The sequence below is a fragment of the Kordia sp. SMS9 genome (assembly GCF_003352465.1).
In the GTDB taxonomy this organism is placed as follows: domain Bacteria; phylum Bacteroidota; class Bacteroidia; order Flavobacteriales; family Flavobacteriaceae; genus Kordia.
Map to the genome: position 1 here is coordinate 5,090,702 of NZ_CP031153.1, position 15,729 is coordinate 5,106,430.

Below are 15,729 nucleotides of genomic sequence, written 5' to 3' on the forward strand. Positions count from 1 at the left end.
CTACTACACAACAACAAGTCTAAAGCAAAGCGTATCTAAATTAGGTTTTTGGTGTTAGGTCTTTGTCAAGTTCTAAAAACCATTAGAAATTCTGTTAGAAAACTAATGACAAAGCATTTCCACAGAATTTCAAGTCTAATAGCGAGCGATCTAAAAGTGCGTCAGTACGGTCTTACTTCTAAAAGCGAAAGCGATCTAAGAGGTTTCTGCTTTTGCGGGAACAAGTCTAACAGCAAAGCGAGTCTATTTTAGAACCGTAAATTCAATTTTAGAATCATTAAAAACCGTATGCGTTTGATTTTGGAAATCTTCTTCCGTGGCTTTATAAATATTTGACACAAATGTTTGTGGATTTAAGTCAATGAGTGGAAACCACGTACTTTGCACTTGAATTTGCACTTTGTGTCCTTTTTTGAAGGTGTGATATACATCTTGCAATTTGATATTTACTGCCGTCTTTTTGTTAGGCACAAATGGTTCAGGGTTTTCAAAACTGTTACGGAAACGCCCACGCATTACCTCGCTTCGTACCATCAGATGGTAGTTGCTCATTTTTAAGTGATCTTGCATGCCTTCTTCCTGTTCTTTAGCATCTGCCGGATGTACATCTACTACTTTTACAATCCAATCGGCATCGGTTCCTGTGGTGGCTACTTTTAGTTTCGCCATGATGTCTCCCGCTAAGGTAAAATCTTCTTCCAACACTTCCGTTTCAAAAATTAATACATCGGGACGACGTGCCGCAAATCGCTGATCGTCTGTCATGTATTTTCGTGGCGTAAATACTGTTTTGATATCTTCAGAATACGGAACTGGACGTTTTAAATCGCTCACAAATATTTCTTTTGTATTTCCTTGTTGAGTTGTAGACAATTCTTGATCTGCACTCAAATACATATCTTGTTTCTGTGCGTTTTCTGGTGGCCAATTTTCATAACTGCTCCAAGATTTTTTTCCAGTATCAAACACATACGCTTCTGGTAATCCTGTATTTTTATCACCTTTCCCCTTTAAGAAATGATTGAAAAATTTCGTTTCTACATCACGCTGAAAGTTTAGTGAGATAGAATCGCCAAAATAGTAGTTTCCAACATAATTTTTTACCGCAGTTCGCGCCCATTTTCCATGATCCCACGGTCCAAAAACCATCGTATTGTAATTGTCTGGATTGTGTTTCTCGATGGTTTTATAGGTTTCAAAAGGTCCATATAAGTCTTCTGCGTCAAAAAATCCGCCGACAATCATTGTCGCAACTGAAGATTTTATGTTTTTTAAGTTTTGAATGAGTCCTTTTGGTTTCCAAATGCTGTCATAGTTTGGATGATCAATGATTTCCTTCCAAAATACATCATCTACTTGATCTGATTTAGACGTAATGACATTGTCTAATTTTTCATATTCAAAATAACTGTTCAAATTGCTCAACGGTCCTGCATCTAAAAAAAACTGGTATTGATCTTTTGTACCTAAATCTGGTAATTTGTACCACGCAGAATCTTTTGGCACATCTTTCATCGTTCCAAATAAAGAAACCGCTCTGAAATAACTTAGTAAAAACGCGCCATTGTGATGGAAATCGTCAAAAAAGAAATCGCCAATACACGCTTGTGGAGAAGCCGCTTTGAGTGCAGGATGTGCGTCAATCGTAGAATAGGTTGCATAAAACCCTGGATATGAAATTCCCCATGTTCCTACATTTCCATTGTTATTTTCCACATTTTTCACCAACCAATCAATCGTATCATACGTATCAGAAGATTCATCAATTTGCGTATTGTCTGTTTTGTTTGGAATGTACGCGCGCATGTTATCATAGATGCCTTCGCTCATCCAACGACCGCGGACATCTTGGTATACAACAATGTTCCCTTCTTTCATTAAATGTACATTTGGCCCGATCTTTTTGCGGAATTTATCTTCACCATACGGGCGACAACTGTACGGCGTTCGCATCATTAAAATTGGATACGTTTCACTTTTATCTTTGGGTGAGTAAATCGTGGTATGCAGTTTAATTCCGTCGCGCATAGCAATCGTAACTTCCTGTTTATCATAATGTTCTTGAACATACGTATCTTCAACGGCTGCTGTGTCTTTATTTGTTTTAGAAGTTTTTGTACAGGAAACGCATAAAAATGCGAGAATTAGGGTGAGTTTGAAAAGGGTTTTCATCTGTGGCTTTTGATTTTAGGTTTTTCAGACGGAATTCACCAATAATAATTTAAGTATGTCTCAAAATATTCAAAGGATCATTTCTTTGGGTTGTAGTTTGTATTTTTTTATGGCTAAATTTACAAAATATTAATCGCTATTGTGTACTGATGAAAAAAATCCTCTCCATTTTAACGTTTATCCTTTGTATTGTGAGTTGTGAAACGAATGGGAAGCAAGAAGCTAAGACTTCCACTACAGAAATAGAGAAAGAAAGTACCTCTAAAAAGCAATTTCCTACATTAGAACCCAATCGGTATAATGTTGGATTTTTGATTATGGATGGCGTGTATAATACGGAATTGACTGCGCCGTATGATATTTTTCAGCATACGATATATCGTGAAAATATTAAAGCGATGAATGTATTTACAGTTGCTAATACCGATGAAGCTGTGACTACGTTTGAAGGCATGCGTATTCTGCCTGATTTCAATTATTTGAAAGATAGTTTACCCACGATTGACATTTTGGTCGTACCGAGTGCAGAACATCATTTGGATACCGATTTGGAAGACGAAAAACTGATTGCATTTGTACAAAAAGTGGCAAAAGATGCGGAATTTGTCACGTCACATTGCGATGGTGCCTTTGTATTGGCAAAAGCAGGATTGTTGGATGATGTCGCGTCTACAACGTTTCCAAGTGATATTGAAAAGATGCGCAACATGTTTCCGAAATTAGATATTAGAGACCATACGTTGTTTGTTCATGACGGAAAGTATATTACTTCCGCTGGTGGCGCCAAATCTTTTGAAGCGGCGTTGTACTTGTGTGAATATTTGTATGGAAAGGAAATTGCAAAAAGTTTAGCAGGCGGATTGGTCATTGATTGGACGTTGGATGGATATCCGCATACGATTGTTGAGTAGGTTTTGGGTCTTGGTCTTAATGTAAAATTCAACATTTATAATTTTAAATTTACTTTCACTGTTCATATCCGTTAAACGCTGGAATCCACGGATGTGCTTTGAGTTTGTTTTCATCTACTTTTGTGAGATCAATTCTTGGATCAAGCATGTATTGTGCGGGCATTCCGTTAAATTCTACCATCAATTCTGCTTTGATGATCGGATTGACCAAACCACGTTCAATGTATAACTTTTTACTAATGTATTTGGCTAAATGCACAAAGGTGTACGGATCTTCAGGCATGTGCATGAATTGATTTTTGGTCACAAAAGAAGTGCCATCCAAATTGAACCTTTGAGAAGTCTCTCGATCTACTAGCGACATATTAAATTGCGTTACGTTTCTTGACTGCATTTTCATTCTCCAAGAAAATCGTTGTGCGACGCCTGTCCACTCAGGATTTGACGTGAATAGAAAATGTCTGAACGGAAATACCAATTGAAATATCACAAAAATAGCAAGACAGATGAAAGTAAGTATTTTAAATTTTGGTGATTGCTGTTGAGCAATTTCTGCGGTGTTTTCTTCTGATTTTTTGGAAAAGATATTGTCAACATAGTTCCCCACTTTTGCGCTATCAAAAAATAAAATCGTCGCGCAAATCATGAAAAATGGAAAAATTCCGATGTCATCAAATAGTATCGAATTGTTGGTGTAACTAAATATTACGACTAGTAACACACCGAGTTTTCGTGTTTTTCTATACAATAGAAGGAATGCGATGCTTAAATCAAATACCAATCCTCCGTATTTTATAAGTACGATTAGTGTTTCTTTCGGAAAAAGATTTGTTAAAATACTGCTCTGCGCTTGATCAATGGTGTAGCTGACCAAATTACTTTCCAACCAATTGTCAGACATTTTGGTAATTCCTCCAAAAAAATATACAATCGAAATTAGAAAAGTCAATAGGTATTGTTGCCAAGCAGGAACTAGGTTTGACAGTTTTTTCTTTGAAAATTTAGCACGGAGACTGTACTTTTTATCAGCATCCATAAATATCATCACCAAAGCAATCAACGCAATGAGATAGATATGATTGTTATACAGCGTTTTGTCTACAAACGAAAAATAGAAAAATCCAAAAAAGAAAAAAATCATCACGTATCTATATAAAAATCCGAGCGTGATTAATATGGCTGAAATCAACAATCCGGCGTGAATTGCTTGTAGAATTCCGAGTGAAAACGGTTCTAAAAACTCCAATCCTTGATATGGAAATAATACTTCGGGACCGTAGATGAATTGAAAAGTATAGTCGATTTGATAATAATAAATCATTTGGTATACCATAAACATTCCGAAAAAGATTCGAAATATGGCAAGAATAGAAACATCAATGGGTTTGAATACGAGGTTTTGAATATTCTTCATGATGGATTGGTGTTGTTAGCTGCCTAAAATACAATTTTCCGTAAAAGTGGAATTGAAAAAGTTAAAAAATTAATTTGTAGTCTGCCAATAAGAGGGCGAGTTGGTGTCCGCCATGCATCCAACAAATAAAAGAAAACAAACCGTTTAAAGATCGCCTTTCGGTAGAAAATAATGTGGAATGGATTTATCTTTCCATAGACACAGACCAAGAAAAATGGCTTCAAAAAGGCGAAGAACTTAGGGAAACTTTACATTTTAGAAATTCTTATTTGTTGGTAAAAGGTAAAAAATCATCGTTGGCGAGATCACTGAATGTTTTTCAAATACCGCGGTATTTAATTGTAGATCAAAACAATACAATTGTCGTCAATAATGCACCAAGTCCTAACAACACAGAAGCTTTTGAAAGAATTGTTGATGATATCAGACCTGCTAATTTGGTCGGTTATCAAGAATGATCTTTTTTCCGTTGTATCGCTTTTTTGTATCACTGTAATTCTTCCTTGAATTTTAGTGCTCATACATACAATCCTATCATGTTGGGAACTAACATCGAAAACCATTACATCAGCAAAATTAACCACAGTTTGCAAGCTTTCCACTGTACCAATGATAACAAAAATGCAGAAAATGTTTTTGTTATTGATTAATGGTTTAAAACGTTAAATAAGGCTTTACCGTAACCAAAATGTAAGTTTTATTCTTATATTTCTGTATCATTAATCTTTAAAAAATTATTATGTTAACTTCAATTCTAAATCTTAAAGGAGTAAAAGTAATACCTAAATCTGAGCAAAGTATCATAAAAGGTAGTTTTGGTAATTGTGGTGTTTTTATGTGTACGCTAGAGAGTGAAGGTTGTCAGTGCTACTACAAAACTCTCTATGATTATACAATAGGTAGTTGTGTAAACGGTCAATGCAAAGAGTAATATTTCGTAACTTTTTTTAAATACATTTTACATTATTACCAATTGACATACAGATTTTAGTCTAAAAAAATATCGCAATAAGTAAAGTAAACTACTTCGAAGCGAGCTTTGGAATAGTTTATTTTTTATGCGAAAAAGGAACACCAAACGGCATTCCTTCAAATTATTTTTCTCGTCACATGTTATGACATTGTATCTTCTGCTATGCAGTCGCATTCACTTTGTTTGCACCAACAACTGGTTTGTGATGGATTTCTTCCTCCTTTTATCTTTTCAACAGACGCAAAAGAAGAGATGATACTTTTATTAAAGTCCAAATTTTTAATGGTTTGTTTTTTCATGATTGTTCGTTTCTGGTTTTATACTGATAAGGTACAAAATTGAAAAAGGAACACCAAAATGGCATTCCTTTTTACTTTTCTTTTTCTTTTATTGCGTCATACTATTTACCAGCAATATTGTGGATCTGTATCTTTGGTATACGGACATTGACGTAAAAAAGAGGGACTACACCCTTGGGTAAAATCTTCCATACATAAGATCACTGCACTAACTGTGTCATCTCCACTAGCGCAACCAGGATCTGTAGACATCGTGCCTGTTCCTCCTACTATTTCATTCAATTCGTTGATTCTTGATACCGTCGTTTTGGTTAATGATAACGTTTTAATGGTTTGCTTTTTCATAATAATAATTTTTTTGTTTGAAACAAAACTACGAACGCAAATGTTAAATTTCTCACAAGTAAATTGTAAAAAAAAGAAGTAGGTATTTTGATGAAATTCTAAAATAAAAATCGTGTTTTGATAGTATTTTTAGGCATTCACAAAGAATTTCAAAAAATAATTTGTGTTAATTTTATGACAGTCATAAAGTATTTTAATACAAAAAAAAGACGTAAAAACGTCTTTCTGTCACATCTTTTCTAAAAGTTGTTTCTTAATTTCTACGAATTGGCATTTCCAATTCACATTCGCACATAGTATCCATACACAAACAACTTGTATGCGAAGTATTTCCTCCTTTTAGGGTGTCTACATAATTGAATTTTGAAATGGTGTTCTTGTGAATCGCTAAACTTTTAATAGTTCTTTTTTTCATGATATTTTTGGTTTTGGTTTGTGAATTTGTAAAATACAAAAAATTAAAAGGAATACCTTTCGATATTCCTTTTGTCATTGACTTCCATAGAAGTCTTATTCGCCTTCTACACAGATTATTTCAATAAAACTGCATAGCCAACTCAATCCATCAGTACAATCGGAAGTACAATCGGCTTGTGTGCAGCGCATGACTGTTTGAAATAAAGAGCAGCCATCACTACAACCTTGCGTTTCGCCTCCTTTGATCTGATCGCTATTCAATCGTGAAACTACTTTTTTATTGAGTGCAATTTTTTTTAATTTCTTTTTTTTCATACTATTTTCATTTTTAAAAATTTATTCTTCTCCAGCAATACAATAGTATGTAGGACAACCACCTAAACGAGAGTCACACATATGATTTGAACATGCTTTTACCAACGTATTTGTTGGACAGTTTTCACTAACACACATTGGGTGATCACTTCCACCACCTTTGACAGCATCATGGGTAAGACTGGATACTACCTTTTTACGTAAACTAAGATTTTTCAATTTCTTTTTTTTCATAATTTGATGTTTTTAAAGTTTGTATTATTTTTTACTCTTCTCCAGCCACACAACCTGGAAGCGCGCTACACAACCATGTAATTCCGCCAGTACAATCAGCTGTACAATTTCCTCTTGTACAATTCCAAGCCGTTTGTGCTATGGTACAACCATCTGTGCAACCAAAAGTACAGTAGAGTGTAGCTCCACCATGTACAGTTTGTTTTGATAAGTCAGAAATTGATTTTTTGTTGAGGGATAATCCACTCACCTTTTGTTTTTTCATAATTAAAAGTTTTAATATTAATATGAATCTAAAGTAGAAAATGATTGCCGTGAAAAAGTAGCTTTTACTGCCGAGTATGTCGTATTGTATACATTGATACGTACCTAGTACATTGAATTTATAAATTACACTTTCATAAAAAAAACCGTCTTCTTAATACGTAAAGACGGTTATAAAAATATGCTCTGATACAATGATGACGCAATCCATACAAGAAACACAAAAACTTTTCCCGATTGGTTCGGAATCGGTATCCAAAGTTTGTATACACACTTTCAGAAGGTGTACACACTTTTATTTCCCTAAAACACACATTCAATTTATAAATCTTCTATACTTTAACTATTTTTTAAAACTATTGAAAAACAACGTGTTAAATAAAAAAAAAGGTGCTTTTTACAATTTTAACAGCCCTTACATTATTGCTAATACTTTTCAAAAAGATTTCTGACTATATTTAACTCAAAAAGAAAAAATGTCATTTACGTTAATAGATCTTATACTGTTTACAGGAATTGTTCAAGGTATATTTTTAATGATTTCCTTACAGTTCATTTCAAAAAAAAATAAAGCTGCCAATAGCATCCTTATGATTATCATCGGAATATCTATTGTAGTTTTTGCCAGAGAAATGCTAAGTTACCAATTGGATCCAAAAATATTTTGGCGAACTGCACTCTTTACAGAAAGCACAATCTACTTATTTGCGCCGCTATTGTATTTGTATTTTAAAGTACTCGTTTTTAGAGATACTTCTCAAAACAAGTTATCCTTTAAACATTACATACTATCCATTTTAATGTTGTGTTACTTTTTTTGGACACTTTCGTTATCGCTCAAAGAATACATGACAATTTTAGGTGCTAAAGGACTGTATATCGTCTATTTTATCATGGAATCCGTAGGAATGTTGTCATTTGCATTTTACACCTATTTATCATTCCAAATATTAAATCAAGTCAAAAATACAACACATCCAACGGAATACACGCAAAAAATTGCACGTTATATTCAATACATTTTGATAGGAATTTCGTTGATTACACTCTCTTGGGCAATTGGAATTTTTAATATCTATATCCTCAAAAACTATAATTCCTTTATCAACTATAAACTCATTTGGATTAGTATTACCATTTTCCTTTTTATTGTGGGATATTTTAGCTTTACGCAACCTGAAGTTGTACGATTGCCTGTAAAGAAAAAAGCGCCTACTAAAAAACGCTTGACGCAGGAAGAAATCAACACAATCAAAGAAAAAATAACCATCCTGATTGAAGAAGAACACCTGTATACACAATCAGATTTAAACCTAAAAATGCTTGCCAAGAAATTGGACACGACTGCAAATAACTTGTCTTGGTTTCTAAATTCGGTGTATGAAAAAACTTTTTATGAATACATCAATGCATATCGTGTAAAAGCCTTTTTACAAAAAATAGAAGCGGGCGAACACAAAAAACAAACCTTACTTTCTATTGCCATGGATGCTGGATTCAATTCGAAATCGACTTTTAATAAAACCTTTAAATCTTTAATGAACGATACACCTTCACGTTATATTGAAAAAATGTATTCTTAATGTTATTCTGAACGTTCCTCAAATAATTTTATAAATTTTTTCTTTTGCTTGAATTTAGCAAATAAGGGCATTTGTTGAATACTTTGAAATTGTGGCAATCCGAGTTCTTTTGCCTTTTTTAGATTTCTGATGGTGTGTTTAAAATCGTCATTGTGCGCATAACTTTGCGCTACGCGAAAATACCAATACGCTTGATCGGGATTGAAATACACTAACAATTGATCGCAATACAAAGCATGTTGATACTTTTTTGCATTCACATATCCCACAGAAGATTCGTAAGCGCCTGCAAAAAGTGAATATTTGAGTCGCTTCAGCATTTTTCCTTTGGCTGTATTTTTAGATTTTTCAATATCAGCATTCAGTTTTTTCAATTCTTGACGCCACCATTGAAAATCATCATCTGATTTGGCTGCCAAAATATCGTTGGAATACACTTTTGAAAACTTCTCATACAATTCATTTTCCTCTTTAATGTTAGCATTTCTAGCAGCAACTTCCGCTTTGTATTCTGGAGAAGCTTTGATGCTTTCTAACTTTTGCTGCATAGCTTTCAAATCAAAATACGGCGCAAAATTTTTAAGGATACTTTGATATTCGTTCACAGATCGAAATTTGTTGTGAAGCACCAGCGAATCTGCTATTTTGTATTGCGACTCAAAGTACGATTGCACAAATTGCGTATCGACACTTCGTATTTTCTTTTGATACGCTTGCAATTCCAACCAACCAAACGCACGTTCTATTTGTTTGCTAGGCGGCCAACGATGTGTGTCGTTGTACACAAACAATTCGTTATCGACATCAAACTTATCAAGCCATTCTTTAGTTTGAAACATTTCTTGGTAATTCATATCTTCATCACCTACCAAACCGACAAACGAGAACATTTTTTTACTTGGCGTAAACGATGTATTAATTTTTAAACCTGCGCCACAGGCAATCACGCCTTGCATTTTTCCTGTCAAAGCAGAAATGGCAGTTGCCAAACGCGATCCGCCCGAAAAACCTGCGGCATAAATTTGTTTTTCGTCAATTGTAAATGTTGAAAAAACGGTGGCAAACAATCTATTGACAATTTCGAAATTAGTCTCGTAAGGAACGCCATTTTTGGTGTTGTTTGAAGCAATTAAGATGTAATTGAACTTTTCTGCGGAAGCGATAAAATGCTGCATTCCGTTGGCGCCGTTTCCGCTGGGATCAAAGATAAAAACTACAGCAGATAACTTGGTTTCATCATAAGAATTGGGAAGATACAACGCAAAGGTTTCCGAACTGTTTTGCACTGCAATTGAAGGTAGCATTTTTCCCTTTTCAAAATGATTTGTTTGCGAAAACCCGACACAAACAACAAAGTTCAGCAATAAAAAATAAAGAAATCGCATACAGTATACTTTGTTTAAAGTTAGGAATTTTCTGTGAAGTCAAACAGTTTTTAACATTTCATGAAAATTCACACAATTTGAAAACTAGCGGATATTGTCTACATTTACTCTCATCAATCTTTAAACATTAACACATGAAAAAATCTATAATCTACATCGTTCTCACATTATTTTTAGTTACAATTTATAGTTGTGATAGTTACAAATCTACCAGCACTTCCAACGAATTGAAAGCTTTACAAACACAAATGACAGGTTCGTTTGACAGTAGTGAGCAAGCCGCTTCTGACGAAAGTTATTATAATATTTCCTTGCACATGTATCCAATTTGGACGTCAAAAGATGGGTATTGGTTGTATGTAGAACAAGCGTTGAATAGTCAACAAGACAAACCGTATCGCCAACGTGTTTATGAATTGGAAAAGTTAGAAAATGGTACATTTTCAAGTAAAGTGTACACACTAGAAAACCCGAAAGACTTTATTGGAAAGTGGAAAACTCCAGCCTATTTTGATCAGTTTGATGCTTCTATGTTAAAAGAACGCGAAGGTTGTGCCGTAATTTTAGAGAAACAAGGCAAAAACTATACAGGAAGTACGAATGAAAAAGATTGTAAAAGTACCATGCGTGGTGCTAGTTACGCCACTTCAGAAGTAACCATAAAACCAAACGTTATTGAAAGTTGGGATCGTGGTTTTGACGCCAATGACGCACATGTTTGGGGCGCAGAAAAAGCAGGCTATATTTTTAAGCGATTGTAATAATACCAAATCTACCGTAAAATGCAATTAATAATTATTTTATAACGCAGAAGAAGAAGCGAAAACTAATTTTAATTCTATACATCGCATTCATTTTACGGTAGATTTGATATAAAAACAATGCCACATGCGCAAAGACTAAAAACGCGGTGACACTGTTTCAGATGAATCATATTACTAACTATTTCAATATGATGCGTTTGGTGATTTGAGTATTTTGATGGGTGATTTTCATAAAATAGATTCCCGATTGATAACTGCTCAAATCTATAGATTGCTGGGTTTGATTCAGATTTTCCAAAGTTGCTTGGTAGATGCTTCTTCCCGTAATATCAAATACGTTCACAACGACATCTGTAAGGATTTTATCTGCTTTTATATGAACGATTCCATCTGTAATTGTTGGAATGACAGAAACGCCTAATGTATTATTTTCAACTGATGGAATGCTTAATGTTCCGTCTAAGTTTGTAGATGTTGGATAAAATACAGAGAACGAATTGGTAGCAAATTGCACATAGTAATCATCCAAATATGAACTGCCCGAAGTATTGATAAAATCGCCACCAGAAGTATAGCCAGTAGTACAGGTATTTCCATTGACTTTCATGACTTCTAGATCAAAAATATTCATCAGATTGCTATCTACTAACATTAAATCGTCTACCTCATCACCGAGCACGTACAGTCGCACATTGACAAATCCTGCGGGTGGTATTGTGGTGCTGATAGAGACTTCTCGCCGTAAATACGGTTGCCCAGAAAAGTCTCTTGTATCAGCATTTTCAATGAATAATGTAGTTGTTATGTTTCCTAAATCGTTTCCATTGGCGTTTATTGCCGCCACAATATCATCTGAAGCATTTAAAATGGGAACCCATTCGTTGGTATTTCCTTGTGCTGCTGATATTTCTACGGTTGGCATATTTTCACACATTCCTGCCATTCCTTGCGCAACTGCGGGCGATCCTTCTAAACAAAAGGTAACTTCTCCAGCAGAAACCGTAGCTCTGGAAACTTGTATGTAATACGTGTTCCCAAAGGTGACAGGAATCACACCGTCATCAGCAAAACAAGCAACTTCAGCGCCACCACAGCTTTCATAGACTGCAAAGGTATTGCTGAAATTTGTACTTGTAAGTGTGATGTTTCCTGTAATTGGTGCTTCAAAAGCATACCAAGCATCTAGCCAAACTTGTGATGTGCTAAAACAATCACCAATGTTTGGCGCAAATGTTTCAGTTGCACCTCTTGTATCTACCGTGATATTTTGCGTTCCACAAGCACCAACTCCTGCTACTGAAATCATTTCTGCATTCACGCAATCATCATTTGCCAATTGGGCAAAAGCTTGAATGTTGAAACTATCAGCATCTGCATATATTTCGGTGCTGTATGCACGTAAATAATAGGTTCCAGAGATTAAACTGTATGCAAATCCATTATCGTCAAAACATGCCAATTCTGTACCTCCGCACGTATCATAAATGGTAAATCTGTCTGCAAAGTTGACACCAGAAATATAAATATTCCCTGTGACTGGCATGGTAAATTCGTACCACAAATCTAAATGCGTATTGCTTGCTGTATCACAACTGGCATCCAAACTTTCAGTGGCTGCCGCATTGTTAAACACAATAGTTCTTTGTGTGGTAATATTTTCTGTGATGACTTCCGCCGTAGCGCATTCATCATTCGTAGCAGTTTCAAAGGCTTGAATTATAAAACTATCATTTCCGGCATTGGAAGCCGTACTGACCACGCGTAGAATATAGTTTCCTGTAGTCAACCCGTAAGTAAAATTATTATCGTAGAAACAATCAATTTCTGTTGGAATCGCTCCGCAATTGTCATACAAAGTAAAACCATCGGCAAAATTCACACCTGAGATTTCAAGATTTCCATTGACAGGCATGGTAAATTCATACCACAAATCTAAATAATTGGCATTGACATTTGTATCGCAACTGCTTTGTAAACTTTCAGTTGCCGCTGCATTGTTAAAGTTAATCGTTCTTGCAGTCGTAATATCTTCCATAATGACTTCCGCCATAGCGCATTCATCATTCACAGCAGTTTCAAAGGCTTGAAGTATAAAACTATCATTTCCAGCATTGGAAGCCGTACTGACCACGCGTAGAATATAGTTTCCTGTAGTCAACCCATAAGTAAAATTATTATCGTAAAAACAATCAATTTCTGTTGGAATCGCTCCGCAATTGTCATACAAAGTAAAACCATCGGCAAAATTCACACCTGAGATTTCAAGATTTCCATTGACAGGCATGGTAAATTCATACCACAAATCTAAATAATTGGCATTGACATTTGTATCGCAACTGCTTTGTAGACTTTCGGTTGCTGCGGCATTGTTAAAGTTGATCGTTCTTGCAGTCGTAATATCTTCTGTGATGACTTCCGCAGTGGCGCATTCGTCATTAGCTGCGGTTGCAAAGGCTTGAATTCGAAAGCTATCTGTACCTGCATTTGCTGCAGTACTGACAACGCGTAATGTATAGGTTCCACTAGCTAAATTGTAGATAAAATGACTGTCGTAAAAGCAATCCAATTCTATTGGAACTGTTCCGCAATTATCATATAAAGTAAAACCATCGGCAAAATTGATGCCTGAGAATTGTACGTTTCCTGTGACTGGCATCGTGAATTCGTACCATAAATCTAGGTAATCAGTATTCGTATTTGTATCACAGCTACTTACTAAACTTTCTGTGGCTTGAGCATTGTTAAAATTGATCGTTGTTAAATTCGTAATATCAGCAGCAATCACTTCGGCAGTTGCACATTCGTCATTTGCTGCTGCTTCAAAAGCTTGAATCTGAAAACTGTCCGATCCAGCTTGACTGGTAGTACTTGCAGCTCTTAATTTATAGGTTGCTCCATTTGTGAGACTATAGAAAAATCCGTCGTCATAGAAACAGTCTATTTCCGCGCCGCCACATGTGCTGTATAGCGAAAAACCATCGGCAAAGTTGACACCTGTAATTCGAATATTTCCATTGACAGGCATCGTAAATTCATACCAAACATCTAAATATGTATTACCGGCACTTTCGCAGCTACTTTGCAAACTCTGCGTTGCGGTAGCATTATTGTAACTGACTAAAGTTGTGCTTGTAGTCGTTACGCTTATAATTTCTGCATTGGCACAATCGTCATTTGCGGGTTGTGCATAACAATACAATGTTGTGGTTAGGAAGATTCCTAAGAAAAGTAGTGTTGTTTTCATGTAATTCGCCCCTAGTTTAGTTTTACGACTTACAAAGTACTTTGTTTACAACTACTTGGAAACAAAAAATGTATGAACCGACGTGATTCATACATTTTTGGTTGTATATATTTTCTAGTTAGATAAACTACATATTTCTTCGATATTGTCCACCAACCTCAAATAAGGAAGCCGTAATTTGTCCTAAGGAACATACTTTACACACTTCCATCAAGGCTTCAAAGATGTTTTCGTTTCATGTTTTTCATTTTTCTTCTCCACCAAAACATTTTCCATGTATATTCAATTGTTTCTAATTGCCAATTGATGTCGAATTTATCTTTTTTGTCAAGTCCAATATACGGAGGTATTGCCACTTTACAATGCAGCATTGGAGATTCCTTCAAAACTAATTTTCTTTGTTTTTCTTCTAATTCTGATTTCTCTAAAATTTCAATTTCTACAATTGTTTCCTTTTTGTTTGCTTTGAAAATATAAAGTTCGATTAGATAGATATTTTCAAATTCAGAATTTAGTTGTTTGATTGCAGATTCTAAGTGTACGCTTTCTTTTGAGTTTAGAAGTCTTTTTCGGATTCGATTTGTCTCAAAACTGTTTTTTACCTATTGTGGTTTCTGATTTTACTTTCTTAATCACATATTTCACATCACTTGAAATGTTATTCCAAGAATGTTCCTTCGCCATTTCAAGAAGTTGATTTGTAGCTTCTGTAATGTGTCGATTTATATTTTTAGTAGTGATTTTGTCTTTTTGCAATTACTTTATTTTTAGTTCATGTATGGTAAGTTACCATATTTAGGCATCTAGTTTAGTGTCAAATCAAATGATTGGGCAACTTTACAAATAGAAAACAATCTTTGAATTAATTACAAATCGTCCTGTTTACTGTATGTAGAGTTATCTACTTTTTATTTTTTCAATTTTATCAACTAATTGACCAGTTCCTATCATCATATCGTGATGATTGATTATGAATATCCACTCATATTTTTTTGAGACTATTACTATTTCATCCGTTAGACCTGACTCCTGAAAAATTTTGCTAAAACTCTTTATTGTTCCTTCATAAATCCAGAATTTGGTCTTTTCGTTTACAGTCTCATCGAGTAAAAACCATACTTTTTCAGATGTATCTATCAACGATTCTAAGGCAAAGTCATTATAATCAATAGGAGCTGCGCTATAAGAATCTTTTAAGGTTTCCCATATCCATCTTGAATCGTTTTTAGTAGAAAATTTAGCCCAAATTTTATGCTCTATTTCGTTCCATTGATTGCTATTAACTTCTGAAAATTCATTGGTAGAAATATTTAAAAGGCCACAAATTTTACTGATTTCAACACGCAAATCTGTCCAAGTTTTTTTTCTTCTAGGTTTTATGTGTCTTTTCTTGTTCATTTTAATTGTGG

15 protein-coding genes and 1 pseudogene are annotated in these 15,729 nt (G+C 34.7%); 4 read left to right on the forward strand and 12 right to left on the reverse strand.

Translation table 11 applies throughout. From position 1 onward, the window contains the following. Window positions 1-243: 243 nt before the first annotated feature. Window positions 244-2,172 (reverse strand): CocE/NonD family hydrolase, encoded by a 1,929-nt coding sequence (locus tag KORDIASMS9_RS21555; RefSeq protein ID WP_114904835.1) that lies wholly within the window; start codon window positions 2,170-2,172, stop codon window positions 244-246. A 149-nt stretch (window positions 2,173-2,321) separates the two neighbouring features. On the opposite strand from KORDIASMS9_RS21555, the gene KORDIASMS9_RS21560 reads away from it, so the two are divergent. Beyond that, window positions 2,322-3,083, forward strand: a complete 762-nt coding sequence (locus tag KORDIASMS9_RS21560; RefSeq protein WP_114904836.1) for a DJ-1/PfpI family protein — start codon at window positions 2,322-2,324, stop codon at window positions 3,081-3,083. 55 nt (window positions 3,084-3,138) lie between these two features. Here KORDIASMS9_RS21560 and KORDIASMS9_RS21565 read toward each other — a convergent pair whose 3' ends face one another. Beyond that, on the reverse strand, window positions 3,139-4,497 hold the full coding sequence (locus tag KORDIASMS9_RS21565; RefSeq protein WP_114904837.1) for an HTTM domain-containing protein: 1,359 nt from the start codon (window positions 4,495-4,497) through the stop codon (window positions 3,139-3,141). A 107-nt stretch (window positions 4,498-4,604) separates the two neighbouring features. Here KORDIASMS9_RS21565 and KORDIASMS9_RS21570 point away from each other — a divergent pair. Then, window positions 4,605-4,955: pseudogene (locus KORDIASMS9_RS21570) on the forward strand (TlpA family protein disulfide reductase); the annotation flags it as partial. Between the two features lie 655 nt (window positions 4,956-5,610). On the opposite strand, the gene KORDIASMS9_RS23540 reads toward KORDIASMS9_RS21570, so the two are convergent. From KORDIASMS9_RS23540 to KORDIASMS9_RS21590, 6 genes are all read right to left on the reverse strand, one after another. After that, complete coding sequence (locus KORDIASMS9_RS23540; protein WP_162820103.1) at window positions 5,611-5,769, reverse strand: hypothetical protein; 159 nt, start codon at window positions 5,767-5,769, stop codon at window positions 5,611-5,613. 105 nt (window positions 5,770-5,874) lie between these two features. After that, window positions 5,875-6,114 (reverse strand): hypothetical protein, encoded by a 240-nt coding sequence (locus KORDIASMS9_RS21575; protein ID WP_114904839.1) that lies wholly within the window; start codon window positions 6,112-6,114, stop codon window positions 5,875-5,877. A gap of 253 nt (window positions 6,115-6,367) precedes the next feature. After that, window positions 6,368-6,529, reverse strand: a complete 162-nt coding sequence (locus KORDIASMS9_RS21580) for a hypothetical protein (protein ID WP_162820104.1) — start codon at window positions 6,527-6,529, stop codon at window positions 6,368-6,370. A 95-nt stretch (window positions 6,530-6,624) separates the two neighbouring features. Next, window positions 6,625-6,846, reverse strand: a complete 222-nt coding sequence (locus KORDIASMS9_RS21585; RefSeq protein WP_114904841.1) for a class I lanthipeptide — start codon at window positions 6,844-6,846, stop codon at window positions 6,625-6,627. Window positions 6,847-6,867: 21 nt separating this feature from the next. Beyond that, the gene (locus tag KORDIASMS9_RS23545; protein WP_162820105.1) at window positions 6,868-7,080 is read right to left on the reverse strand and encodes a hypothetical protein; all 213 of its coding nucleotides are present in this window, start codon (window positions 7,078-7,080) and stop codon (window positions 6,868-6,870) included. A 31-nt stretch (window positions 7,081-7,111) separates the two neighbouring features. After that, a complete protein-coding gene (locus tag KORDIASMS9_RS21590; protein ID WP_114904842.1) occupies window positions 7,112-7,345 on the reverse strand; it encodes a class I lanthipeptide in 234 nt (77 codons plus the stop codon). Between the two features lie 475 nt (window positions 7,346-7,820). Between KORDIASMS9_RS21590 and KORDIASMS9_RS21595 the strand changes: the two genes are divergently transcribed. Continuing rightward, the gene (locus tag KORDIASMS9_RS21595) at window positions 7,821-8,927 is read left to right on the forward strand and encodes an AraC family transcriptional regulator (protein ID WP_114904843.1); all 1,107 of its coding nucleotides are present in this window, start codon (window positions 7,821-7,823) and stop codon (window positions 8,925-8,927) included. A gap of 2 nt (window positions 8,928-8,929) precedes the next feature. On the opposite strand, the gene KORDIASMS9_RS21600 is transcribed toward KORDIASMS9_RS21595, so the two are convergent. Then, window positions 8,930-10,231 (reverse strand): hypothetical protein, encoded by a 1,302-nt coding sequence (locus KORDIASMS9_RS21600; RefSeq protein ID WP_114904844.1) that lies wholly within the window; start codon window positions 10,229-10,231, stop codon window positions 8,930-8,932. Between the two features lie 215 nt (window positions 10,232-10,446). Here KORDIASMS9_RS21600 and KORDIASMS9_RS21605 point away from each other — a divergent pair, with 215 nt between their 5' ends. Continuing rightward, a complete protein-coding gene (locus tag KORDIASMS9_RS21605) occupies window positions 10,447-11,073 on the forward strand; it encodes a chromophore lyase CpcT/CpeT (protein WP_114904845.1) in 627 nt (208 codons plus the stop codon). Between the two features lie 181 nt (window positions 11,074-11,254). Here KORDIASMS9_RS21605 and KORDIASMS9_RS21610 read toward each other — a convergent pair whose 3' ends face one another. The 3 genes from KORDIASMS9_RS21610 to KORDIASMS9_RS21615 form a co-directional block, all read right to left on the reverse strand. Then, window positions 11,255-14,320, reverse strand: coding sequence for a T9SS type A sorting domain-containing protein (locus KORDIASMS9_RS21610; RefSeq protein WP_114904846.1), 3,066 nt, complete (start codon window positions 14,318-14,320; stop codon window positions 11,255-11,257). A gap of 585 nt (window positions 14,321-14,905) precedes the next feature. Beyond that, window positions 14,906-15,076 (reverse strand): hypothetical protein, encoded by a 171-nt coding sequence (locus KORDIASMS9_RS23550; RefSeq protein ID WP_162820106.1) that lies wholly within the window; start codon window positions 15,074-15,076, stop codon window positions 14,906-14,908. A gap of 141 nt (window positions 15,077-15,217) precedes the next feature. Then, complete coding sequence (locus tag KORDIASMS9_RS21615; protein ID WP_205318017.1) at window positions 15,218-15,718, reverse strand: DUF6756 family protein; 501 nt, start codon at window positions 15,716-15,718, stop codon at window positions 15,218-15,220. Window positions 15,719-15,729 lie beyond the last annotated feature (11 nt).